This is a genomic window from Pseudovibrio sp. W64 (genome assembly GCF_001623145.1).
Taxonomy (GTDB): Bacteria; Pseudomonadota; Alphaproteobacteria; order Rhizobiales; family Stappiaceae; genus Pseudovibrio.
The window spans coordinates 113,182-137,408 of record NZ_LMCI01000008.1 but is presented as its reverse complement, the minus strand read 5'-3'; the positions used below and the strand labels follow the sequence as shown (position 1 = coordinate 137,408).

Here is a 24,227-nt window from a genome sequence, read left to right as displayed (position 1 = left end):
AATCATTGCTTTGTTGTCTTCAGGAGAAAAATATGAGTGGCATGACAAAGAGCAAGATTCTCGAGTTTTTGCAGGCCTATCCGGCTTATCTCTTCGCGCTGACACTCGCAGGTATCACGGCCTGTCTCACCTTCTACCTGCTTGCAATCTTCCCACCAATCGGCTTTGTGATCTTGTATATCCTGCAAGACAGGATCCCGCTCACAACGATCATCCCATTCATCGTTGGCCCCGCCATACCAGCGGCCATTGTCTTTCACCTCTTCCTCAGAAGAACACGGCTCAGACTCCCCGTTGGCGCCACCCTAATCAGCTATTTGGCTGGCACGAGCACAGCCATTTTGCTCATGCCCGTCATCGCAACGCCGTCAGTTACAATCCTCGAAGGTTTCCTCATCTTCATGGGTATTGCCTGCACAATAGGTTACGCGTTCGTCTATTGGCAGCGCATTCCAAAACGCTCTAAAGCAGATACTTGATCGCCAGAACGATACCGCCAAGCAGCAGTAGTGTTTCCGCTACGATAACAAACAGGTGTTGATGGCCGAGGCTGACGAGGGTTTTCAAGGTGGTCATGACGCCGAGTGCCGAGATCGCGATGACGAGGCACCAGGTGGAGGCATCCACGAGGATCAGTCGCGGTGTCTCAGGTATCCAGCCCAGTGAGTTCACCACGACCAGTGCTGCGAACCCGAAGGCGAAATAAGGGACAGGGGCTTTGGTCTGCAGAGCAGTTGTTGCGGCGTTGCTTTTGGTGTGCAACCACTTGGCGGACCACACAGAGATGATGAAAATCACCGGCAGCAACATCATCACCCGCATCAGCTTGACCACGGTGCCGATCTCACCTGCGCTGTCTGACACCGCAAACCCAGCACCCACCACCTGCGCCACATCATGAATGGTCGCACCAAAGAAGATGCCGAGCTGCACATCAGAGAGGCCGAACATCTGTCCGATACTGGGGTAAAGGATCATCGCGAGGGTTGAGAGGGCTGTTACGGCAATGACTGTGAACAGCGTGTTTTGCTCGTTTTCCTTTGAGTTTGGCAATACCGAGGAAATTGCCAGCGCTGCAGATGCTCCGCAAATGCCAACAGCGCCTCCGGTCAGCAATCCAAAACTGGCGGAACGACCCAGTAACCGAGCCACCACAAGGCCAACAAACAGCATGGCCAGCACCGAGAGGATCACCAGAGCCAGTGTTTGCCAACCGAGCGCAAGGATCTGTGCAAAGGAGACGCGCAGGCCAAGCAGGATCACGCCCAGTCGCAACACCTTTTTAGCCGCAAAACTCAGGCCTGCCTGACAGTTTCCATCCTCATAAATAGAATGCACAGCCATACCAATGAGCAGGGCGTAAAGCATCACCGGCCCGCCCTGATGCTCGGAGATATAACGCGCAGCAATGGCGATCACCGTTGCAATGATAAGGCCGGGTATGATCTCACGGCCCTCTTTCATCCACTTGGGGAAGAACGGGCCAGAGCTTTCCGGTTGATCTGGCAGGCTGGAGTCGGCTGGCATGAAACTCACCCTTGCAAGTGCCTTTGGTCCCCAGTGCCTCTGTTAAGAAGCACTTCAGACATCATAAGGATGCTGCATGGTGAAGTGGTTACGCCAGCCAAAGAAACCGCCACCCCCCCTGGCAATTCAGGGGTGTGGCGCGATTATGTGGCTCGGGTCTATTGTGTCTCGCTGGCCTCTGCGGGCTGCGCAACACCACCAACAAGGCTGAGTGCCAATCCCGTACACGCAATGAATGCTGTGAGGGCAAGCACCAGCCATCCCGTATATTCAACGGAAGTAACCAGACCAACAAACAAGCCGGAGAGTGGCAGAGTGAAGTTGTTGAACAGGATGATCACACCAACCGTCTTACCGTAATCTTCCGGCGGAATGATCTTCTGCCGTGCACTGCGGATGTAGACGTTAAACATGCTGTCAAAGCCAAGGATCACGCAGTACCCCAACAGGTAAATCCAGTAGTTGCTCGTGAACCCTGTGATCACACCACCAACAACCAACCCGCTGTATGAGATGATGCCGATGTGGGTCAGCTTCAGGCGGCTCGCACCTGTAACCAGCAAAACCGCGAAGGTGGCAATCGCCCCAACGGATTGCAGCAGCGCGTAGAACTCCTCGGACTGCTCATAAAGACCAGTGACCATACTGGCGGAGGTTGCCAGTGTGACACCGAAGACCAGATTGACCAGAGCTGTGAGCGCCACAATGCGCTTCAATCCCGGCAGGTAAAACAGATGGTTGAGCGCAATGCGGAATGGCTTGCTCCAGTGCCCGTCCAACGGCTTGGCCTCTTTCAACTCCACATCACTGAGGCGGCGCCAGATAGAAATAAGCGCATCAGCGCTGACAAACAGCGCACCTGACATGACCACGACAATTTCCCAGCCGAACACGTTGAACAGAGCCGCGGCAATAACCGGCCCCAACACGATGCAAATCTGGTCAACACTCTGCGCGTAGGACTGCACTTTAGTGAAGGTCACGTCTTTGAAGATTTGCGGTAACATCACTTCGCGAGCCATGAACCCTTGCGTGGTAAGCACGCCTGAGAGGGCCGCAATGGCAACAATCCAGCCCACATGGGGCATAAAATATTGGCCAACAAGGCCAAGGGCACAGACCAGTGAGCGGCCTGCCTGAGAAATGCGGATCAATGTGACGGGAGAAAAACGGTCTGCCAGAATTCCGCAGACGGGAAAGCACAGAATGCGTGGCAGCGTTTCAGCCGCAAAGGCAAGGCCGGAAAGCGACACACTGCCAGTGGTTTGGAAGACAACAAGAGGAACGACGAAAAGCAGCAGTTGGTCTCCTAAACGAGAACCAAACATGGAGCCAAAGAACACAAAAACGGAGCTTTTCACTCTGTATTCCAGTCATAATTGGATGAGGAACGAATAGTAGGGCTCGCGGCACAAGAGCAATCCGCTGAAGATCAGGGAAGGTGGGGTAAGGCCATCAGCCTTAGAAGATCAGCTTGCAGGTTGCGTCGGCGAGTTATTTTTGTGTGGCGACCTTGTTTTGAAGGTCATCAAGGAAAAGAGAAACAGCCTCCTTGTTCAGGCGAAAATACACCCAGTTGCTGTTGCGTGTGGGCGTCACCAATCCGGCATTCACCAGCACCTTCATATGATTGGTCGCAGTGGGCTGAGAAATGCCGAGTTTTCGAGCGATTGCTCCCAAACAAACCCCATGCTCAATCAGGTCGCCATGCTTCTGCGGCGGAAAATGCGCCTCAGGGTCCTGAAGCCACTCCAAAATGGTCAACCTGTTCTCATTGGCGAGAGTTTTAAGGATTTCAATCAAGCTCATGTAAATAACATATAGGCAGCAAGCTATATAGCAACATTGCAATATAGCTTATCAACTATATTCAAGGATCCGCGTTTGAGAAGAGCAAGCGTTCTCCTTGCATCAAGCCTTCACAACACCATTGAAACCACCCGGAAAATGAGATGTTATTGACGTATTGCTCTAAGATTTTCCAGTCATGAAAGTTGTGTTGTGCTGATACTCCGTCGATTTCTATCCTACGTCTTCTGCTGTTTCCTCGCAGCTCTCTTCTCAACCGCAGCTTTGTCGGCTCCGTTATGGCTGGAAGCTAAAGGGGAGGGTAGCCCAACCATCATCTTCATCAGTGGGAATGGAAATGATGCCTCGGTTTGGAAAGACATTGAACCAGTCCTGCGTGAACATGGTATCCAAACAGTCGTCTATGACCGCGCAGGCTTAGGCAACAGCCCGCTATGGGAAGGGCCGTACACCATTGAAGGCGAAGCTGAAGATTTGCAAGCAGCATTGACGGCACACGGTGTAAGCGGCCCTGTAATCCTCGTTGCCCACTCCTATGGTGGATATATCGCAAGCCTACTGGCCGAGGATAGGGAGCAGGTGAAAGGCCTTGTTTTTGTAGATGCAGGCATCCCGACGGATATGAGCCAGCAGCTGGTCAATTACGTCCTTGCAGAGTACACACCGCGCTTCGAGGCACTCAAAAAAGCAGCACCTGAACTGGCAAAAGCAATCATTCCCGTGGTGAAAGCCTACCCAACCACAGCGAAACGGATGCGCACGGTGAGCATTCCTGAGCATCTGGCTGTCATCGACATCCTCGCGGAAACGTCATGGGTACAGGACGAGAGGATCGTCAGCCAAATGCGCAAGGCCCACGCAAATTTCGTCGCGGCCTCCCCAAACCGCAGCAGCCTGTTCGCCAAAGGCAGCGGACATAACGTGATGAAAGACAAGCCGCACTATGTGATCAACGCCGTCACACGCATGGTGGAACAACTACGGTAATTGCGATATGAAACTGACGCACATCAACCTTGTCGCAAAGGACGCAAAGGCGCTTGCCGCATTTTACCAACGGGTCTTCAACTGCGCGTACCTGCGGCCTCCAAAGGTGTTATCTGGTAAGAAAGTCTCCTGCGGCACCGGGTTGCCAAACTCCGAAATTCTCTCGATATGGCTGAAGTTTCCAGAGTGCGACATGCCTTTTCTGGAACTTCATCAGCATAAGGTCATGCTGGATCGGGACACACCACAAGTAAACGAACCCGGCTTCGGTCATCTTTCGTTTCAGGTGCCAGACATCCACTCAACTCGCGCTGAAACCATCGCAGCTGGTGGGAGCCAGTTGGGCGAGATTACAGATTTCGGCACACCTAACAAACCACACCTGATCATCTACCTGCGAGACCCCGAGGGCAATATTCTCGAGCTGGAACAACCTTTTTCTCAATATGCAAACTGACCGGCAGCAGCCTTCAAACCACTGCCGATCAGCGCGTTTCACAGTATTTCGCTAGCTCGCAGAAACCAGTGCGAGTGCACGGATGGGACTGCCGGTTCCATCGGCGATCTTGAGTGGAGCGGCAATCAGGATGGCGCCTTTCGGGGGTAGCTTGTCCAGATTAGCGAGGCTGGCGAGGCCGTAGCGGTTGGCAGCGTGCAGCAAGTTGTGCGCAGGGTAGGGCGGTTCCATCCCTCCGGCACATCCCGCATCCGTGCCGATGCATTCGTTGCCCCAACCCAGAATACCTTTGGAGAGGATATACTCGATGCAATCAACGGTTGGCCCCGGTGAATGCGGCCCATACTCATCTACATTGAGAAACTTCGCTTCATCGGTGTTGCGGTGATACCAATCGCTGCGCATGACAACCCATTCGCCAGCATTGATCGATCCATGCTCAGCTTCCCACTCTTTCACACGGTCAGCCGTCAGCAGGAAGTCCGGGTTTGCAGCAGTCTCGGCGGAGCAATCAATCACGTTGACAGGCGCCACAAAATTCTGCGGTGAGATGGTGTCGGTATATCCATCTGCATAGTCTTTTCCCGTGATCCAGTGATGCGGGGCATCAAAGTGAGTGCCGGAGTGTTCACCCAGTTTCATCCAGTTCCACGCAAAGAACGGACCGTCCGCATCATACTCGGAGATCTTATGAATCTCCACTTTCGGCGTGTTTTTAGCAAAGTCTGGTGGCAGTTGTAAAATGGGAGTTTCTGGCCCCAATCGACCAGAAAGGTCAATCACCTCCACATCTCCAGTAATCAGTTTCGTGCCAAGGTCTTCCAATATGCTTTTGGTCAGCATCCCTCTTTCTCCCTCCCAGAAAGTGGACGTTTTTAATATGAGAAACCAACCGTCCCGTAAGATTTCTCAGGGACCACGCTAAACATATTCATATGTATACGCAAATATTTTCCGCAGAGTAAGCCTTGCAGGTGCAAGGTTGCATGTCTGAGACCGCACAGTACTCAAACCGTCTTTTACATCCTGGGAGGACACTATTATTTTTCGCAGGTAGAGGCTGTCAGGAAGCAGCGTCAATCAACGCTTTGGCTGCGATTTTAGCTTCGCCTGCCGGGTCTTTGCTGTTGCCAAAATGCGCGGTAATGATCGCGCCTTCCTGCAGCATAAGCAGTTGCCGCGCCAACGCTTCCGGATTTTTCAGAGCAGCCGCTTCAACCAGTGTCAGCACACCCTCATACATGGCATTTCGCTGCTCCACGGTTTGCTGGTGAATGGGGTGGTCAGGTTCCGGGTATTCCGAACTGGCTTTGATGAACATACAGCTCTTGAAGGTGTCTTCCTTGAACCACTCATCCAGCACATCAAACAGCGCAAGCAGTTGATCTCTGGGTTCGCTCGCCAGCTCAGCAACCCGCTGTGCAGACCAGTTGTGAAACTGCTCCTCACGCAGCTTCAGCGCAGCAAGGATCAGTTCATCCTTGCTTTTGAAATGCTTGTACATGGAGGTTTTGGAGATGCCGGATTCTGCCACCAGCATATCCATACCAGTTGCGTGAAATCCGTTTCTGTAGAAGGTTTCCATCGCCTGTTGTACGAGTTCATCTCGTTTATTTTTGCGCATACCAACCTCTGGGTTTACTGATCAGTACATATAACGAAAAAAATATGGCCGAACAAGGGAATTCATTTTAGCCGCAAAATCAAAGGGCTTTGCTAAGTCTCGTGACGGGCATCACACACCTCGCGATTTGGTGAATTGACCAAATGAACAGATCGGTACACCTTAGCAATCAGCACTGTACCGATCAGTAAATAATAAGAGGTAACAATATGCTCAACTTATCTATGCGCCCCCTGACGGAAGATGCGGCACTCGCAAAGGTAAGAGCTGCGGAGGATGCGTGGAACTCACGCTGCCCGACAATTGTTATCCGAAACCTGTCTCGCGATTGCATGTGGCATGACCGGAACCAGACGATCGAAGGCCGACCACAGATTATGGGGTTCCTTTCCGCCAAATGGAAAACCCAGCTCCACTACCGCCACATCAAAGAGCTTTGGAGTTATAACCAAAACCGTTTCTCAATTCGCATTGTCAGCGAATGGCGCACCATACACAACAAGTGGTTCCGCTCCTGCGGCAACGAGAACTGGGAATTTGACACCAAAGGTTTGATGAAAAAACGGATCACCTGCATCACCGACACGGAGATCAACGAAAACGAACGCCTGTTTGCCTGGCCCTTTGGCCGCCGTCCAGATCACCACCCGGGTTTGTCCGAAATGAACTTATAACGAACTCCACCGGAGGAATGCGTCCATCCGCTTAGAGTGCCAAGCACGGCCCCATCGACTTGGCCTTTTTAGAACACTGCGGACTTGCCCAGTTCCTCCCGCTCCCCCAGAGCAATGCGACGGCTCCTTCTACCCAAAGGACCGTCGCATTTTCTGTTCCAGCTCCCATATTCAGAGATATTCATTAGACCTCTCGGGAGTTTTCATGCCCAAAGCCTTTGCCCAGATTGCCTTTACGCCTGCTGCTCAATCTTTTCAGGACCGCTATGGCACCAAAGAAGCCTACGCTACATTTCTGGAAGGGGAGGAGTTGACGGGCCATCAAATTGAACCAGACCACGCCGCATTCATCAGTCGCATGGATGGGTTCTACCTCTCAACACTCTCACAGACTGGTTGGCCGTATGTGCAGTTTAAAGGCGGGCCAAGAGGTTTTCTGAGGGTGCTGGATGACCAGCATTTTGCGTATGCCGACTATCGCGGTAACCGGCAATATCTCAGTGCTGGAAACATCTCTCAAAACGCCCGCGTGTCTCTCATACTGGTGGACTATGAAACACAGCAGAGGCTCAAAATCTGGGGTGAGGCGCAGATAACTTCCCTGGAGGAAGACCGGGAGTTTGTCATGGATCTCATGCCTGAAAGCTATAAGGCTGATCCTGAGCGCGCTATTACTATTAAAACAAAAGCACTTGAGTGGGATTGCCCAAGACATATTCCCAAGCGCGCTTCTGTAGCACTTTAAAATTGGCTGCCTTATACTTCAAAGTGCCTTGATTTTAAGGAGTACAAGCCATGCCTCATATTGTTGTTTATTCCCCTCGTCTTAGCCGTGAAAAGAAAGCTGCCTGTGTTGCAGCTTTAACCGAAGCATTTTGCACCACAACAGGTTTAGCCAGAGACCACCTCGTGATTCATCTTGAGGAACATTCATATGATAATATTGCAGTGGCTGGAAAACTGCTGACAGATACTATGCCTGAGATTGCAGTGGGTGAGAAACCACTTCAGGAAGTCAACGAGTAAGCTCACAGACCAGCGTGTAACAAGCACAACGGGTGAAGGCCCGCAGGATAGAGTTCATATCCAGCGGGCGCTCACAGTCATGCCATGTGCAGTCTAACTGTTATTTGAACCCGTCATCTGGATTGTTGCGTCGCTGCGCTCAAAGACCTTTGGGGAGAGCGAGATGCCAAGGCCCGGTGCGGTTGGGGCAAGCAGGTAGCCATTTTCGAATACTGGCAGGCCTTCCATCAACTCGCTGTACCAACCGAAGTAGAATGCCCGCACCATTTCCTGAACCAGCGCATTGGGCAGGTTGATGGAAAGGTGCACAGCTGCGGTCAGCAGCCCCGGCCCAGTGCAATCATGTGGCGCGACGGGCAGCTCGTAGGTTTCCGCCATGGTGGCGATCTTCTTGGCTTCCGTCAGGCCGCCGCACCAGCCAATGTCCAGCATGCAAACATCCGTGGCGCGCTTTTCAAACAACTCACGGAAGGACCAGCGGGTGGCAAGGTTCTCGCTGGCGGTGACCCATGTGTCAGCACGGCGAGCGTATTCTGCCAGTGCGTCCACGTTGGTCATCTTGATCGGGTCTTCCAGCCAGAACACGTTGTAAGGCTTGAGCGCACGGGCAATCTTTTCTGCCATTGGCAGGTTCCAGACACTGTGAAGCTCCACGTGAATGTCCATAGCATCACCAACCGCCTCACGGATCTGTTTGAAGGGGCGCAAGCCAGCTTCCAGATCTTCCGGCGAGATGTATGTGCCGTTGGTTTTGACAGCGAACTGGTCAAACGGCCAGATTTTCATGCCGCGGAAGCCCATATCCAGCAGGCTTTTCGCCAGAGTGCCCGCATCAGAGAGAAAGGCCTCCAGATCCTCGTAGGGGCCTTGAGCGACAGAGTCCGTGCTCCAGTCTTCTGTGGTGTTGACCTGCTTGTCCTTCACGTACTCGTAGCCTGCACAGGTGTTGTAAGCGCGGATCTTGTCGCGGCTTCTACCTCCCAGCAGCTGATGCACCGGCACGCCGAGGGTTTTGCCTGCAAGGTCCCACAGGGCAATATCAATGGCGGACGCGGCTCGCATTTCCGCACCCGTAGAGTTGAAACCGCAGATGGGGTTGAGCAGCAGGCGGGAGATGGCATCAATCTGGGTTGGATCACGGCCAATCAGTTCATTTCCCAGTGTTTCGTGAATGAACCCGCACACGGCATCTGAGCCATAGAAGGTCTCGCCCAGACCAAAACTGCCCGCATCCGTATGCACGCGCACCCAGGTGACATTGCGAAATTCTTTGAGATTGATGGTTTCGATACCGGTGATTTGCATGTGGTGTCTCGGAGAAAGGGTTTGGGGGAGGGGATGACAGCTCAGTCAGAGGAGAGGCGGTCGCGTTCGTTTTGCAGCACAACATTGGCCAGCGAGTTTTCGCGGATCTCTTCGTTCAAATCACTCAGATCAAGATCATAGGCTGCGCGGTCAATAATGCGGACAGACGCTTTTCGAGCCGCCTCCGCATCCCGCAGGCGAATGGCTTCCAGAAGGTGGCGGTGGCGTTCCAGACTGTCACTGAGTTCGCTGGCAGCTTCCGTGGTTTTCTTGATCAGGACAAACACCGCAGGCATGGTGCTGCGACCAATCTGCACCCAGACCAGATTATGGGTCGCCTGATAAATCGCCTCATGAAACTGAATGTCATATTGCTGGAAGTGCTTGCCGCGATAGGTCAGGTCGTCCTTCTGCATGGCCGCATACATGCCGTTCCACGCCGCTTCTATCTTCATCAGATCTTTTGCCGTGGCCCGGCGCGCGGCTTCCATGGCGATGAACGGTTCAACAGACGTGCGGAACCGGAAGATCTCCCGGGCAAAGATCAATGTGTTGCCGCCATACTGCGCGATCCACGTGGCCACTTGCGGGGAAAGGATGTTCCATTCCTGATAGTCTTTGACGCGTGTGCCAAAGCCGGAAATGCGCTCAATGATGCCGTGATTGGTGAAGGTTGCCAAAGCGCTGCGCATGGTGGCGCGGCTCACACCAAACTGGTCCGTGAGCTCAAGTTCCTTGGGCAGAAAGTCACCGGGCTTGAGCTCAGCAGAAAACAACTGCCGAGCCAATTCCTCGGTGATCTGATCTCGCAGATCCTGAGTGTATGTCGATACCATCACGCATCAGCCTCATCAAAAGAGCAGAAAGATAAGACGAGCCTATCCATGTCTGACATACAATTAAATATGACTGACTACTTAGATGTCAACACGCAAATACAACCACTAAACTCATCACGTAAAGCTATATTATGTCACGATACGAAGTACACACAAATACAAGTAGAGATTAATCAATACATAAGCTTGGAGAATTATAAGTATAGATCGCACACCCAACTATTACGGCATCCATATTTTTCTGCTTCAGTCGTGTGGAGCAGGAGAGATATGGATGCCGCAGATCATGGCAGATGAACGGGGTTACACCATGTGCCCTTCCAAAACGACAATCTCAGGCGTGCTTTGATCTTTGAGACGCTCATTCTCCGGGTCCCAAAGTGGCTCATCCGGCTGTACAATTGCCTTGTAGGGCTTGCCGTAGATTTTGATGGTCAGCTCAGTTCCCGGTTTTGCCAGATCAGCCTGCACGACACCAAGCGCGATGGAGGCATTGACGCGGTAGCCCCACCCGCCGGAGGTGACTTCCCCCACCATGCGATCCCCATGCCAAATGGTGGACATGTAAGGAGCGTCATACTCGCCCGCCTCCACGATCATCGTCACGAAGCGGCGGTTCACGCCTTCTGCCTGTTCTTTCAGCAGTGCGGCTTTGCCGGGGAAGCTCTGCGGCTTATCAAGCTTCACAAATCGGTCCAGACCAGCCTCCAGCAAGGTGTAGTCGGTTGAGAGGTCTCCCTTCCAGCTGCGATAGCCTTTCTCCAACCGCAAGGCATTGAGCGCATACATGCCAAACGGTTTGGCCCCAGCAGCAAGGATCGCCTGATAAATCTCCGGCATATCCTCATTGCTCGCATGGATTTCCCAACCCAGCTCCCCCGCAAAAGAGACGCGCACCAACATCACAGCCTTACTAAGCATGGTGGCTTGTTGCAGGCTCAGCCAACTGCGAGAAAGGTCCGCTTTGAGCATGGGAGCAAGCAGCTGACGGGCCTTTGGGCCGGTGACGATCAGTGTTGTTGCCTCCGTTGTCTGGTCTTCCAGACTCAATCCTTCTGGCAGGCGGGCTGTCAGCAGCTCAAAGTCATGCCACTGGGCCAACGCGGCGGTGATCAGCGTGAACTCGTTTGCACCATGACGAAGGATCGACATTTCCGTTAGGACGCGGCCACGATTATCGGGGAAGTAGCCAAGGGTCATGCGGCCAACTTTGGGGAGACCTCCGGCGATCTGTCCTCGCAGCCAGTCAGCAGCGCCTGTACCCGAGAGTTTGAACCGCGAGAAGCCGGGGAGGTCCAGCACGCCAACATGCTCACGCACAGCCTCGCATTCTTCCCGCACCCGCGGCTGCCACGGGCCAGAGCGGCTCCATGTTTGCGTCGCCTCGTAAGAGATATCGTCGCCCGTTTTCGCAAACCAATTAGCCCGTTCCCAACCATTGTATGCCCCCATCTGTCCACCCAGTTCCAGCAGTCTGGTGTGGTTGGGGGAGAGCTTGCGGTCCCGACCAGCTGGCCATTCGTGATGGGGAAAGTGCAAGGCGTATTCGTGACCGTAGACTTCCTTCGCTTTATCGATGCAGTACTGCTTGTCGGTGTAATCGGTGTAACGTCTTGGATCGACGGCCCACATGTCCCACTCGGTCTGGCCGTGTACAATCCACTCTGCGGCCACCTTGCCAGCGCCGCCGCCCTGCGCGATGCCAAAGGTGAAGGAGTGCGCCTCAAACGCGTTGGACACACCGGGCATGGGGCCAATCACGGGCAGGCCATCAGGTGCGTAAGGAATTGGCCCGTTGATGTTGCGTTTCACCCCTTGCGTTCCGAGCAAGGGCACGCGGGCCATCGCGTCTTCAATGTAAAACTCAAGCCGCTCCAGATCATCCGGATACAGCTGGAAACTGAAGTCATCCGGCATCGGGTCATCTGATGAGGTCCATGCCGTCCGGCAGGCTCGCTCATAGGGGCCAAGGTTGAACCCGCCCGTTTCCTGCCGCAGATAATAGGAGGTATCAGGGTCACGCAGCATAGGCAGCTTGCGGCCCTGTGCCTTGGTCCATGCCTCCACCTCTGGAACAGCCTCAGTCATGAAATACTGATGGCTCATGGTAACGGAAGGCACAGCGCGCCCGCCATACGGCTCAAACCATTCACCAACGCGCGCAGCATAGTAGCCAGCTGCATTCACCACATATTCGCAGCGGATTTCACCTGCCTCAGTACAGACAATCCATTCCCTGCCTTCACGGCGCACGCCTGTGGCAGGTGTAAACCGCAGGATGCGGGCGCCCAGCTCCCGCGCGCCTTTCGCCAGCGCCTGTGTCACCTGCGCCGGATCGATATCGCCGTCCAACGGATCCCAAAGACCGCCTTCCAGATCGTGCGTTTCCATAAAGGGGAAGTGTTTTTGCAGCTGGTCAGGCGTGCACATTTCCATAGTCAGGCCCATGTGCTCAGCCATGGCTGCCACATGCTCAAACTCCATCATCCGGTTGTGGCTGTGGGCCAGTCGGACCGCGCCGGTGACATGATAGTTGATGGGATAGTCCACCTCATCAGCCAACCTGCGATACAGCTCCAAGCCGTAGCGCTGCATGTTCATTACGGCATAGCTGGTGGCAAAGTTGGGGCAGTTGCCTGCCGCATGCCATGTGGAGCCTGCCGTCAGCTCATTCTTTTCCAGAAGCACGCAGTCGCTCCAGCCCAGCTTTGCCAGATGGTATAGCGTGGAAACGCCGACAACGCCGCCGCCAATAATGACAACCCGCGCGGTGGTTGGGATAGACATGCGCACCTCCTCCAAAATCTATTCGTTTGTCATGTAGTCCTCTCCCGCTTTTCTCTGTGAGACGGGTATCATTCTTGTCTGCAAACATTTCTGTGAGCGGCAGCTCTAGTAAACCGGCGGTGAGATCACCCAGATAGCAATGGCAGGTTCAGCATATGGGTTGGACCAGCGGTAAGACGCCTCCTTGATGCGGAAACTGTCGCCTGCCTCCACCGTGAACATCTCTTCCCCAATCCACACATCCAGCTTGCCCGAGACCATGTAGGCCACCTCTTGCGTCGGGCGTGTAATCGCAGCGCTGCGGTGAGAGCCAGGTTGAAAGGTGGAGTGGATCATCTCAAAGCTGTCGGTCAGGTCTGGTGACACCAGTGTTTCAAGCAGGCCCTTATCCCGCTCCCCAATCACGCGGCGGTTGCCATCGCGCACTACGCGGCCTCTCTCATTTTCCGGCGCCTCTGCATTGCCGAAAAACAGGGAGAGCTGAACACCAAACACCTCGGCAAACTGCTTCAGGTCCGTATGGCGCGGCGTGGATTTATCCCGCTCTACCTGAGAGAGCCACCCCACTGAGCGGCCCAGTAGTTTTGCCAGATCTTCCAGCGTCATACCGCGCGCGATGCGAAGCGCCTTCAGATCTTCCCCCAATGTACTTGTGATAGTCATGTGGCGTGATTCCGTGAAATATTTCGCGATATTTTCACTAATCGTCGTGAAATTTTCAAGGATTATTTCACGCAGGCCCTGCAATTCAGGCTACCAAAAGCCATGCAACCGGTTGTTTATCTCACTGTATCAATTGGTTACCGAAATCATCCCGCTAACTATATTAGTCGCGACAAATATATCACTACCCTCTTATTTTTCAGGATGCCGGTTCCACCGTGCAGGAGGGTTCGTTAGGGTCTGCGCATAGCCATTCCTTTGAATTCTTCAGCTGATCAGCGATATTCGTCGCTGGCCGGTATCTTTTTCTTTGAACTGAGGCATCTATGCAGAATTTAAGCGTTAACGTGATCGGGGCCGGAATTACGGGAGCCATGATTGCGTATAAGCTCGCGCGTCAAGGTTTCAAAGTCACCCTGTTTGATGCAAACCACAGTGTGGGCGGAGATGTCTCACGTGTTTCCTTTGGCTGGATCTGCCATATCGCCAATGATCCGATTGACCAACCGGATTTGTTCCCGTTGTTGGTTGATGGCATCCAGCGTTACAAAGCCCTGAACGCGGAGTTTGACGGCACGCTGTTTGATGCAGAAGGCGGCGCCATTGTCTGGCGCGCCACACCGGAAAAAACCCAGGACCTGATCGACCGGCAGCAACAGGCGGGCACACAAACCCGCACCATGAGCAAACAAGAACTTCAGCAGCATCTGCCAGCTCTCGCCAACCCGCCAGAGTTTGCAGCTCATTCGACGCAGGATGTGTCTTGGTACCCGCCCAAAGTTATCGGCAAACTGGTCAACGCCTTTGAGCGCCTTGGCGGCAGGGTGGTTTTGAACAGCACCACCAGCGGGCTCGACGCTTCTGACCACCATTGTAAAGGGGTGATGATGGGAGGGGAGCTGCAAGCCAGCGACTTTACCGTGCTTGCTTCCGGTGGCGGCAATGGCGCGTTGATCGCTCCATTCGAGCCGGAGCACGATCTTTATACCTCGCCCTGCACCTACATCGAAGTGAGTGCAGAGGTGCCGGACTTCCTTCCGGTGCTGCAAACACCGGATGTGGAGATGCGTAGCCTTGGAACAGGCAACTTTGCCATTGCTGAATGCCCGCCAAAGACCGAAGACCCGGCAGAGCTGGCACACATCGGAGAGACAGTTGTGCAGGCGGTCAAAGATACGTTTGCCAATGCGGGCCGTGTGGAGCTGCTTTCCATTCAGGTCGGCCAACGCCCGGCAACCCGATCCTCCGAACCACTCGCTCGTCCCATCAACGGTTTCACCAACGCTTTCGTGGCAGGCAGCCACCCCGGCGTCATCCTCGCCCCGTTGATTGCCGAGCGGATCAGCAACCAGATCTGCGAGCAAGCTCTGTCTGCCCCTACGCTTTAAGAGGCTGACAAAGGACCGTTGGGCTGCCTGCGAACAGCCCAACAGGATGACAAGCGCTCAAGCTTAAGCGCGAAGCCACTCATCGTTTGTGGAATGAAGCTGCGTTGTGCCCTCATTTTGTGAGGCATTGAGGGACTGGATGGTCACGCGCCACAGTTTGACGAGCTTGATGAATGTATCCAGCTTCTCTTCAAGCTGCGCGATACCAAGGCTTTTGGCAGAAAACCTTGAGTTCAGCGCTGGCTGGTTGTCGCCTTCCGTCATGGCAAGAACTGCATCTCCGGTGCCTTTGCCAAGCAGGTTGGCTTGCAGCAACAACCGATATCCTGCCTCGCGTTTGTCTTTCTGGATGTCAGGCAGTAGGGCGAACAGGATCACCTCATCCTGATTGTTCGCACCCAAGGTGAGCGTAAACTCCTCTTCAACGTCAAAAGAGCAGAGCCCTTCCTCATCCAGTTGAAGGTTTGGCAGCCCGATTTTCTCGCCAAGCTCGGCAATGAGTGTTTCAGCGTGTTTCATTTTCTATTTCCAAATTGGCTTGAGGCTCAGGCGTCGCTCACGGTTTTACCGGCAGCGTAGCTGTGCTCATCAAAGTAATCCAGTGTCGCATCCCAGGCGTTTTCCTTGGCTCGTGCCAAAGCGTCACCAGTCTCCGTGCCATCGTAAAGGTCGATGAACTCATTGAGGTCGGAGACATAGCTTGAGGACTCAATCTGCGTTCCATCTGGCTTCCCTTGCGCCAGTCCAAGATCCAGCCCCAACGTACCGTCCAGCTCCTGCCCAACCCAAAGCGCTTCATGGATTGAGTGACCGCCGTCGTAGTTCAGGAACATGGTGTTTGCGACCATATAATCTTTTGAATCCGGAATCTGGTCCGGGTTAGGGGAGGTGTGCCTCAGATAATGCAGGAAATGCAGGTTCAGGTTGGTCGAACCGGAAACGCCAGAGGCAAACGGCATACCACGAGACAGCGCTTCAACCTGAGACTTGCTCGGTTCCTGCAGCTTTGGCAGGTTCACATCCGCAGGGTGCGTGCTCGGGATCTTGCCTGCATCTCCTTCAAACGTCACACTGCCGGGCTGGTAGCCAAGGGTGATCCCGGCATGCGCACTCTTTGGCGTGTCCGTACGCCCAACTTTGGATCTGTCTGCTTTTTGCAAATCAGGATCTTCCGGAGCATTCGTTCGATTGGCTTCCTGACAGATCCCCTGATAGGCCCTGTTTGCAACCTTTACATAAGCAGGCAAGTCGGCGACCTTCTTGCCGTTGACGACCAGTGGCTGGCGGTCTGCAGGCACCGTTTTGGTCAGCAATGCATGCAAGGCAACAGTGGACTTCACAACCAGCATGGGAACAGCAATGGCGTCATATCCGTTGCGGGTTGGTGCGGACAAGAACTTGTCCAGATTCATCAGCGCATCGTCACGCGGCCCTTGTACAAACTCCATCAGCTCCGGGCATTCCGGCATCCAGAACCGCTCGTTGCCCGCCATCATCCTGTGCATGGTCATGGCTGTCTGGTTTTGGACCCGCGGGGTCTGGATGGAAATCACATCGCGAATGCCATCTTTCACCAGCTGTGCAGAGTTCATCACGGACTGCGGTGTGTCGTGAACCATATCCGCAATAAAGGTACTGTCGAGCACGCGGGAGTAGATCGCATCGTGCAGGCGCGTCAGTGGCGGGTTATCGCTCTTGCCCAGTTGTCCCAGCAGCGTTTTGGTCTCATCGGCAAGGCCATTCAGGCCGATTTCCTCAAATCGCTCTGCAACAGCACTCAACAGCTCGCGGGTTTCCGGCACGGAGATCTTATGGCCCAGCACCTGATCCTTCACATACCCGTCAACCTCAGCCAGATTGCCAGCTGTTTCCGGGTCCAGACCCGGGGTTTGCGCTTCATTTCTGATGAGTGCAAGCAGATGGGTTGTCACCTCACCCGGCACGCGGGCAACGTCTCCCCCCTGCGCTGCATTCTGTGTCCGGACACTCTCGGGATAGACAAGCGTGGAATGGACGGCCTTCAGTGCGATCGGCACGGCCTCTTTCAACACTGCGTTGTCTGAGCCGCCAAGAAAGCTCAGCGACCGCGTGATGCTGGAAATACCATCTGCATCTGCTGTTTTTGCCAGCTCAACAATGCGGGCCGTGAGAACTTCAGCGGCTTTTTTGGGGTCATCCGGAATTGCGGCGCCTTCAAAAAAGGTTTCCATCGTCAGCCTGCTGCCATAGGCATGGGCCTCTTCAAAGAGCGCTGTCACTTTTTCCTGCGCTTGCTGCGAAGCTTTGCTTGGCACATGAAGGAGCATGGCGAGCACGCTGGACTTTGGCAGATGTGGCTTTGTGGAGAGGAAGTGATCAACCACCTTCTCCGTGACTTCAGTGCTGAAATAAGAATTGAGCTCGCGCTTTATTTCACCCAGAACCGCTTCATGCTGCGCCGTTTTCTTCGTCACATAGTTGAGCGAATACTCAACAATCCGCTCACTTGGCTTAGGAGGAACCACATCCTGATACTGCGCAAGATCCGGTTGAGGGACAGTTGGCTGAGTGGTCGAAACAGATAAAGTTGATCCGGTCATGAAAGCACCATCGCTTGGTAATATCTTCTTTCCCGAAAACTACAGAAACACTCCGGGATCACGTTTTAATCAAACTATTAGAATCCCCTGGCGGACGTGTCTGTGCTGACAGGCACTCAGCCCCGGTCGCCAACCGAAAAAAGTAAACAACGGACACATTTGTCTTGGAAAACTAGGTTACTCAACACCCACTGAGAAATGGCTTAAAATTAATTACAAAATTACTTAGTTACATAAATAGTCACTCTTTGAACATTTCGATCGCCCAATTCATTTACTAGATTTCGCACCTTGGTTTTCCTTATTTCTCCTGTATAGCTATTTCTAGTCTTGTTGTTTTCCTTCCAAATGACAGGTTTCAACCAACAGGGTAATGACCGCATGTTTTCATTGAAGGGCAAAAAAGCCCTTATTGTTGGGGTGGCGAACAGCCAGTCCATTGCATGGGGATGCGCCAAAGCCATGAAGGCACAAGGCGCAGAACTGGCTCTTACATACCTGAATGACAAAGCGAAAAAGCATGTGGCCCCACTGGCAGAAGAAGCCGATGCAGCCATTTTTGCGCCGCTGGATGTGACAAAACCTGATGAGGTGGATGCTCTTTACCAGCAAATCGAGCAGGTCTGGGGGTCGCTGGACATTCTGCTGCATTCCATCGCCTTTTGCCCGCAGGCTGACCTGCATGGCCGCGTGGTGGATTGCTCGGCAGAGGGGTTTGGCGTGGCCATGGACATCTCCGTGCACTCCTTCCTGCGCCTCATCCGCAAATCAGAACCGCTGATGCCCTCCGGGTCCAGCGTCATGACCGTGACGTTCCATGGCTCGGAAAAGGTGATCAGCCACTACAACATCATGGGTCCGGTGAAAGCCGCGCTGGAAAGCACCACGCGCTATGTGGCTGCCGAACTGGGCCAGAAGGGCATCTCTGTCAACGCGCTGTCCCCCGGCCCGCTGGCAACACGCGCCGCCAGCGGCATTGCCAGCTTTGACGAGATGCTGGCCGACGCGACCGAGCGTGCCCCCACCCGAAAACTCGCAAGTATTGAAGACATTGGCGCATATGCCGCCTTTCTGGCCAGTGATGAAGCCCGAAACATCACCGGCGTGGTTCACCCCATTGACGGTGGTTACCGCATCATTGGTTAGGCCGGCACCGAGGTAGATTATGCAAGTAGAACTCTTTAGCAAGCGAACCGCCCAGTACTTTGAGGCTCTCGCTGAACAAAACCAGTTTTTGCAGGTCGCCAACTCACGACGCTCCACGCGCCTGATGAACGACCTTCAGAAGAAACAGGCCAAATCAAAAACCAAAAGCGACGCACTGGCCGCCTCCTGGGGCCCGTACGACACACCCAAGAAGCTGCTGGATGCGTGGTCGCATTATCTCAAGGAATCCAGCGAACGCGCCATCCTGACCATGGATGCCCTGCGCGAAGCCAGTGACACATACTTTGACCACATGGCCAAGGGCTGTCCTCCGGTTCTCATTTATGATTACGAGGTGGTTGTTGAGGGCCGCAACCTGCCGCGCCCCTGCAACTACATGCTTTTGAAGGTCATTCCACCTGACGGCGTGGAGGTGCTGGACTGGAAGCGCCCCTATGTGATCATCGATCCGCGTGCAGGCCACGGCGCAGGCATTGGCGGGTTCAAGAATGACAGTCAGGTGGGGGTTGCCCTGCGTGACGGGCACCCCGTGTACTTTGTCGCTTTTCACCCCATGCCAGAGCCCAATCAGGAGCTGTCGCACGTCACCCATGCCGAAGCGGCCTTCCTGCGCGAGATCATCTCTCGCCACCCAGATAGCCCCAAGCCCATCGTGGTTGGTAACTGTCAGGGCGGGTGGGCAACAGCTATTCTGGCAGCGGTCTATCCGGATCTGGTGGGGCCGATTGTGCTCAACGGTGCGCCCATGTCTTACTGGAGCGGCAAGATGGGGCAGGACCCCATGCGCTACTCCGCTGGCCTGACAGGCGGCATCGTACCTGCCTTGCTCTCCGCAGACCTTGGCAACGGCGTCTTTGATGGTGCCAATCTGGTGCAGAACTTCGAGATGCTGAACCCGGGCCGCAACTGGTTCCGCAAGTACTATGACCTTTACACCAACATCGACAAGGACGAAGAGCGCTATCTGGAATTCCAGAAATGGTGGAGCGGCTTCTACTACATGACAGAGGAAGAATTCCGCTGGATTCTGGACAACCTTTTCATCGGCAACAAGCTGGCGAAGAATGAAGCCTTTCTGGAACCGGGACGCCCCATTGACTTAAAGACCATCAAGTCCCCGATCATCGTGTTTTCCTCCTACGGCGATAACATCACCCCGCCCGATCAGGCGCTCAACTGGATTGCGGACACCTACACGGATGAAGCGGAAATCGAGATCCTCGGCCAGCGTATCCTCTATATGCTTCATGATCAGGTCGGGCATCTGGGCATCTTTGTCTCCTCCAGCGTTGCCAAGCGCGAACATACGCAGGTGGCTTCCACGCTGAAGACCATCGAGGCCATGCCTCCTGGGCTCTACAAACTGCAGATTGAAGAGCAGAAGGGCAAAGGCTGCGATGCCAAATTCAAGGTGAGTTTTGCCCGCAAGACCATTGATGAAATGCTGCTGGAAACTGGTGAACGCGACGAGGAAAAAGCGTTTGCCGGTGTCGCCCGCTTTTCCGAGAGCTGGGAGGATGTGTATGACAGCACCATTGGCCCTGTTCTAAAAACCATGAACAGCACGCAGGCAGCGGATGCAACGCGCGATATGCATCCCATGCGGCTAGCAAATGGCGCCTTTGCCTCCACCAATCCCTTGATGTTCTGGCCCACCATGGCCGCCGCCGCGGTGAAGGAAAACCACACACCCAACATGGCCAAAACGCCCTTCCATTATTGGGAGGAGCTGATGGCAGACAGCATTGAATATGGCTGGGATGCGCTGAAGGACATGCGCGAGGCCTTCATTGAAAACAGCTTCCTCACCTTCTGGGCCTCACCGCCTGCCGTGGAATACGGCAAGGCCTTGTCCTTCCGCCGGCCAAAAGTGCCAATGCAGGACCTGCACAGTCTGACCAGCATCCAGAACGCGCTCAAGAAGATCGAGAAGGGCGGGGCAGCTGCAGCCATCGTACGCATTGTGCTGATGATTGCCGACACCCGTACCGAAGTCCGCGGCGAAAAGCTGGAGCGGTTCAACGAAGTGTTGACCACATGGGCACCGTTCAAATCCATGGATCCGAAAGAGCGCAACTTCCTCATTCACGATCAGACTCTCATTTCCCGTTTCGAAATGGAAGCAGGTTACAATGCCCTGCCGGGCTTGCTGAAAAGCGAGAAGGACAAGACCTTTGCGTATAAGGCCGTGTCCTACATTATTGGCAAGGAAGAGAATATGGCGCCCAATTCTCTGGAACTGTGGCACTGTCTGAAGAAGTCGCTCAAATGGGGTTAGGAAGGTTTGATGACAACAACCTACAAGAATACTCCGTACGATCAGATCGAAGTTGGCATGGAAGCCATTTACGAGCGGACCTGCTCTGCGGATGATTTTTACGTCTCCGCCCATGCCTCCGGCGACCTCAACCCCATCCATCTGCCCAAGGAAGATCGCGAGGGCGAAGGCGACTTTGAAGGCGTCGCCCCCTCCCTCTGGGTCGCCAGTCTGATCTCTGCCGTGCTGGGCAATCAAATGCCCGGACCGGGCACGCTCTACAAAAGCCAGAGCCTGCGCTTTCTGGGTCGTGCCTATGAAGGGGACCATCTGACAGCCCGCGTGAAGGTGACGGAAAAGCTGCCCGATTACGTCGTGACACTGCAAACCACCGTGGAACGTGCGGACGGTCAGGTGATCGTAGAAGGCGAGGCCGAGGTTATCGCCCCGCGCACCAGCAAAATCGCCAAGGCTGTCAGCTTGCCGGGTCTGACCGTGCGCAGTCATGAGCACTTTGATAGATTGCTGGATCAAGCCCGCCCACTCCCACCTCTCATCACCGCGGTTGTGGCGCCAGAAGACCGCAAGTCACTAGGCGGCGCTTTGCTGGCAGCCGAAAACACGCTGATTGAGCCGGTCCTGATTGGCTCTCGCGAAAAGATCGAGGATGCCGCAGAGCGTCTTGGCAAAGATCTGGCTCACTGCGATATCATTGATGTTGCAAGCCACAGTCAGGCGGCAGCACAGGCCGTGGCCATGGTGCGCGAAGGTAAGGCGCAGGCGATCATGAAAGGCCAACTCCACACCGACGTGTTGTTGGCGGAGATCGTGAAACGGGATGTGGGCCTGCGCACTGACAATCGCCTCAGCCATGTGTTTGTGATGGATGTGCCGGGATTGGACCATTTGCTGTTTATCACCGATGCGGCCATCAACATCTCACCGGATCTGGAAACCAAGGTGGATATTGTCCAAAACGCCATCAATCTGGCACTGGCCCTTGGACAGCAACAGCCCAAGGTGGGCATCCTTTCAGCCGTGGAAACGGTGAACACCAAAATCCCCTCGACCATGGATGCAGCGATCCTTTCCAAAATGGCAGAACGCGGCCAGATCAAGGGCGGCATCGTGGATGGCCCGCTGGCCATGGACAACGCTATCGACATTGATGCTGCGGTAACAAAAGGCATCACCTCCTTGGTTGCTGGTAGGGCAGATGTACTGGTTGTGCCCAATCTGGAATCTGGCAATATGCTAGCCAAGGAACTGGCCTTTGTTGCCCATGCAGAAGTGTGCGGAGTGGTTATGGGCGCCCGCTGTCCGGTGATCCTCACCAGCCGTGCAGATGACGACAAGGCCCGGTTAATGTCTTGCGCTGTTGCGCTTCTTTACGCTGCGAGCCAAAAAACATGAGTTTTTATTTTACGCTCAATACCGGATCGTCCTCCGTCAAGTTCGCACTTTACAAAGCGCAGGCTGAGCCTGACCTTTTCATCTCCGGCATTGTTGAGCGTCTGGGCCCTTCTGCCCGCTTGAAGATGCAGACACCCGGCGAGGACATCGTGCGGGAGCTGGGCACAGTTGACCATGCCAGCGCCGTCGTCGCCATCTTCGCCAAGGTGGAGCCCTACTTGCAAGGGCAGCCTGTCGTTGGCATAGGGCACCGCATCGTTCATGGCGGCAATGCCTTTTTCAAACCAACAGAGTTGACCTCTGAGGTGGTGCAGAAGCTGGAGCAGATGGTTCCGCTGGCCCCGCTACACCAGCCATACAGTCTGGCAACCATCCGCGCAGCCAAACAGGTGTTTCCGGGCGTGCTGCAGATCGGCTGTTTTGATACGGCCTTCCATGCCGGTCACACCTTCCCCAATGACGCCTTCGCCATTCCACGGCATTTTTATGAGGAAGGTGTGCGCCGCTATGGCTTCCACGGGCTTTCCTTTGATTACATCTGCAGTGAAATGCGCCGGGAACATCCCGATGTCGCCAACGGACGCCTCGTCATCGCCCATCTGGGCAACGGCGCTTCCATGTGCGCCGTAGAAGATGGCCGCTCCATCAACGCAAGTACCAGCTTTTCTGCCGTAGATGGCCTGCCCATGGGCACACGGTGCGGACGGTTGGACCCGGGCGTCATGCTCTATCTGATGCAGGAAAAAGAACTATCGGCAGCAGAAATCGAGAGCATCATCTATCGTCGCAGCGGGCTCTTGGGATTGTCAGAGGAATCTTCTGACATGCGCGTGCTGGAACATTCAGAAGAACTGTTTTCCAAGCAAGCCATCAACTACTATTGCTACCAGATCCGCCGCGAGGTGGGTGCCATGGCCGCCACTCTGGAAGGCATCGACGCCCTGATCTTCAGCGCTGGCATTGGCGAGAATTCAGCCCGGGTGCGCTCCAGCGTGTGCGAACCACTGGAGTTTCTCGGCATCACCATCGATCAGGAAAAGAACATGGCCAACGCACCGGAAATCGGGACCGGACCGGTACGCGTCTTCATCATGCCCACCAACGAAGAACAGGTGATCGCACGGGCCGTCGCAAAAGCTGCCATGAAAACTCAATAGTGAGCGACTGGAGCACAGAGCAACCTCGCGGTAAACGTGTTTCATATTCAATGCCGCACGTTTTCAGTGAGTCCCCTTATGACTGTCCTCTCGCCAACCGTCACCATCCGCCGCCTTTCCATTGATGATTATGAGGATGTCGTCATGCTCCTGAATGAGCTGACAGATGGCATTCCGCTTGTTTATGGCAAAGACGGGCCAGCGCAATTCGCCAAGCTTTTGCAACATGACGGCACCTCTCTGTTTGGTGTGGAGATTTACGACCAGATCGTCTCCTGCGCCACGCTCCATATTCTACCCAACATGACCTATGGTGGCCGCTCGTATTGCCTTGCCGAGAACGTGGTGACGCTGAAAGCTTATCGGGGCAGAGGCTTTGGCCGCATGGTCATGGATGCTCTGCGAGATGCCGCCTGGCAAGCCAACGCCTACAAAATCATGCTGCTGACCGGACAAGACCGCGGCGCAAGAGGCTTTTACGAAAGCCTCGGTTACAAAGCCGACCAAAAACACGGCATGGTCCTGCGGCAAGTGCCACCGTATAAAGCGCCTGCTGCTTAACCCTGCT

Annotated in this window: 23 protein-coding genes; 12 read left to right on the top strand and 11 right to left on the bottom strand. The window is 54.4% G+C overall.

Translation table 11 applies throughout. From position 1 onward, the window contains the following. The first annotated feature begins 32 nt into the window (after positions 1-32). Positions 33-479: a hypothetical protein gene (locus PsW64_RS04990; RefSeq protein WP_063302901.1), complete on the top strand. Its 447-nt coding sequence runs from the start codon at positions 33-35 to the stop codon at positions 477-479. Here PsW64_RS04990 and PsW64_RS04985 read toward each other — a convergent pair. From PsW64_RS04985 to PsW64_RS04975, 3 genes are all read right to left on the bottom strand, one after another. Next, positions 463-1,527, bottom strand: a complete 1,065-nt coding sequence (locus PsW64_RS04985) for a YeiH family protein (RefSeq protein ID WP_063302900.1) — start codon at positions 1,525-1,527, stop codon at positions 463-465. The genes PsW64_RS04990 and PsW64_RS04985 overlap by 17 nt on opposite strands. Before the next feature lie 158 nt (positions 1,528-1,685). Continuing rightward, positions 1,686-2,888: an MFS transporter gene (locus PsW64_RS04980; protein WP_063302899.1), complete on the bottom strand. Its 1,203-nt coding sequence runs from the start codon at positions 2,886-2,888 to the stop codon at positions 1,686-1,688. A gap of 133 nt (positions 2,889-3,021) precedes the next feature. Further along, a complete protein-coding gene (locus PsW64_RS04975; RefSeq protein ID WP_063302898.1) occupies positions 3,022-3,336 on the bottom strand; it encodes an ArsR/SmtB family transcription factor in 315 nt (104 codons plus the stop codon). A 192-nt stretch (positions 3,337-3,528) separates the two neighbouring features. Here PsW64_RS04975 and PsW64_RS04970 point away from each other — a divergent pair, with 192 nt between their 5' ends. Together PsW64_RS04970 and PsW64_RS04965 are read left to right on the top strand one after the other, a co-directional pair. Then, positions 3,529-4,323, top strand: a complete 795-nt coding sequence (locus PsW64_RS04970; protein ID WP_208980579.1) for an alpha/beta fold hydrolase — start codon at positions 3,529-3,531, stop codon at positions 4,321-4,323. Positions 4,324-4,330: 7 nt separating this feature from the next. Then, a complete protein-coding gene (locus tag PsW64_RS04965; protein WP_063302897.1) occupies positions 4,331-4,780 on the top strand; it encodes a VOC family protein in 450 nt (149 codons plus the stop codon). A 51-nt stretch (positions 4,781-4,831) separates the two neighbouring features. Here the strand turns inward: PsW64_RS04965 and PsW64_RS04960 are convergent, their stop codons facing one another. Both PsW64_RS04960 and PsW64_RS04955 read right to left on the bottom strand, forming a co-directional pair. Next, the gene (locus PsW64_RS04960) at positions 4,832-5,623 is read right to left on the bottom strand and encodes a cyclase family protein (protein WP_063302896.1); all 792 of its coding nucleotides are present in this window, start codon (positions 5,621-5,623) and stop codon (positions 4,832-4,834) included. 220 nt (positions 5,624-5,843) lie between these two features. Then, complete coding sequence (locus PsW64_RS04955) at positions 5,844-6,404, bottom strand: TetR/AcrR family transcriptional regulator (RefSeq protein ID WP_057461396.1); 561 nt, start codon at positions 6,402-6,404, stop codon at positions 5,844-5,846. 209 nt (positions 6,405-6,613) lie between these two features. On the opposite strand from PsW64_RS04955, the gene PsW64_RS04950 reads away from it, so the two are divergent. From PsW64_RS04950 to PsW64_RS04940, 3 genes are all read left to right on the top strand, one after another. Next, complete coding sequence (locus PsW64_RS04950) at positions 6,614-7,078, top strand: DUF1348 family protein (RefSeq protein WP_063287541.1); 465 nt, start codon at positions 6,614-6,616, stop codon at positions 7,076-7,078. 205 nt (positions 7,079-7,283) lie between these two features. Further along, positions 7,284-7,823: a pyridoxamine 5'-phosphate oxidase family protein gene (locus PsW64_RS04945; protein ID WP_063302895.1), complete on the top strand. Its 540-nt coding sequence runs from the start codon at positions 7,284-7,286 to the stop codon at positions 7,821-7,823. Positions 7,824-7,873: 50 nt separating this feature from the next. Then, positions 7,874-8,104: a tautomerase family protein gene (locus PsW64_RS04940; RefSeq protein ID WP_057461399.1), complete on the top strand. Its 231-nt coding sequence runs from the start codon at positions 7,874-7,876 to the stop codon at positions 8,102-8,104. Between the two features lie 93 nt (positions 8,105-8,197). Here PsW64_RS04940 and PsW64_RS04935 read toward each other — a convergent pair whose 3' ends face one another. The 4 genes from PsW64_RS04935 to PsW64_RS04920 form a co-directional block, all read right to left on the bottom strand. Beyond that, positions 8,198-9,409, bottom strand: a complete 1,212-nt coding sequence (locus tag PsW64_RS04935) for a mandelate racemase/muconate lactonizing enzyme family protein (RefSeq protein ID WP_063302894.1) — start codon at positions 9,407-9,409, stop codon at positions 8,198-8,200. A 41-nt stretch (positions 9,410-9,450) separates the two neighbouring features. Further along, the gene (locus PsW64_RS04930; protein WP_063302893.1) at positions 9,451-10,245 is read right to left on the bottom strand and encodes a FadR/GntR family transcriptional regulator; all 795 of its coding nucleotides are present in this window, start codon (positions 10,243-10,245) and stop codon (positions 9,451-9,453) included. A gap of 306 nt (positions 10,246-10,551) precedes the next feature. Further along, the gene (locus tag PsW64_RS04925; RefSeq protein ID WP_063302892.1) at positions 10,552-13,035 is read right to left on the bottom strand and encodes a GcvT family protein; all 2,484 of its coding nucleotides are present in this window, start codon (positions 13,033-13,035) and stop codon (positions 10,552-10,554) included. A 105-nt stretch (positions 13,036-13,140) separates the two neighbouring features. Further along, positions 13,141-13,698 (bottom strand): helix-turn-helix domain-containing protein, encoded by a 558-nt coding sequence (locus PsW64_RS04920; RefSeq protein WP_063287536.1) that lies wholly within the window; start codon positions 13,696-13,698, stop codon positions 13,141-13,143. A gap of 326 nt (positions 13,699-14,024) precedes the next feature. On the opposite strand from PsW64_RS04920, the gene PsW64_RS04915 reads away from it, so the two are divergent. Continuing rightward, positions 14,025-15,086, top strand: coding sequence for an NAD(P)/FAD-dependent oxidoreductase (locus PsW64_RS04915; protein ID WP_063293386.1), 1,062 nt, complete (start codon positions 14,025-14,027; stop codon positions 15,084-15,086). A 63-nt stretch (positions 15,087-15,149) separates the two neighbouring features. On the opposite strand, the gene PsW64_RS04910 is transcribed toward PsW64_RS04915, so the two are convergent. Continuing rightward, positions 15,150-15,605 (bottom strand): type III secretion system chaperone, encoded by a 456-nt coding sequence (locus PsW64_RS04910; protein WP_063302891.1) that lies wholly within the window; start codon positions 15,603-15,605, stop codon positions 15,150-15,152. A gap of 26 nt (positions 15,606-15,631) precedes the next feature. After that, positions 15,632-17,665 (bottom strand): hypothetical protein, encoded by a 2,034-nt coding sequence (locus tag PsW64_RS04905; RefSeq protein ID WP_063302890.1) that lies wholly within the window; start codon positions 17,663-17,665, stop codon positions 15,632-15,634. Positions 17,666-18,046: 381 nt separating this feature from the next. Between PsW64_RS04905 and fabI the strand changes: the two genes are divergently transcribed. The 5 genes from fabI to PsW64_RS04880 all read left to right on the top strand — a co-directional run bounded on the left by fabI (position 18,047) and on the right by PsW64_RS04880 (position 24,220). Further along, positions 18,047-18,811: an enoyl-ACP reductase FabI gene (gene fabI / locus PsW64_RS04900; RefSeq protein WP_057461408.1), complete on the top strand. Its 765-nt coding sequence runs from the start codon at positions 18,047-18,049 to the stop codon at positions 18,809-18,811. Positions 18,812-18,830: 19 nt separating this feature from the next. Further along, complete coding sequence (locus PsW64_RS04895) at positions 18,831-21,110, top strand: DUF3141 domain-containing protein (protein ID WP_063302889.1); 2,280 nt, start codon at positions 18,831-18,833, stop codon at positions 21,108-21,110. Positions 21,111-21,119: 9 nt separating this feature from the next. Further along, entirely contained in the window at positions 21,120-22,502 is a 1,383-nt protein-coding gene (locus PsW64_RS04890; protein WP_063302888.1) for a bifunctional enoyl-CoA hydratase/phosphate acetyltransferase, read from the top strand. Continuing rightward, on the top strand, positions 22,499-23,659 hold the full coding sequence (locus PsW64_RS04885; RefSeq protein ID WP_063302887.1) for an acetate/propionate family kinase: 1,161 nt from the start codon (positions 22,499-22,501) through the stop codon (positions 23,657-23,659). The genes PsW64_RS04890 and PsW64_RS04885 overlap by 4 nt, the downstream gene beginning before the upstream one ends. 78 nt (positions 23,660-23,737) lie before the next feature. Continuing rightward, the gene (locus PsW64_RS04880) at positions 23,738-24,220 is read left to right on the top strand and encodes a GNAT family N-acetyltransferase (RefSeq protein WP_063302886.1); all 483 of its coding nucleotides are present in this window, start codon (positions 23,738-23,740) and stop codon (positions 24,218-24,220) included. Positions 24,221-24,227: the final 7 nt, after the last annotated feature.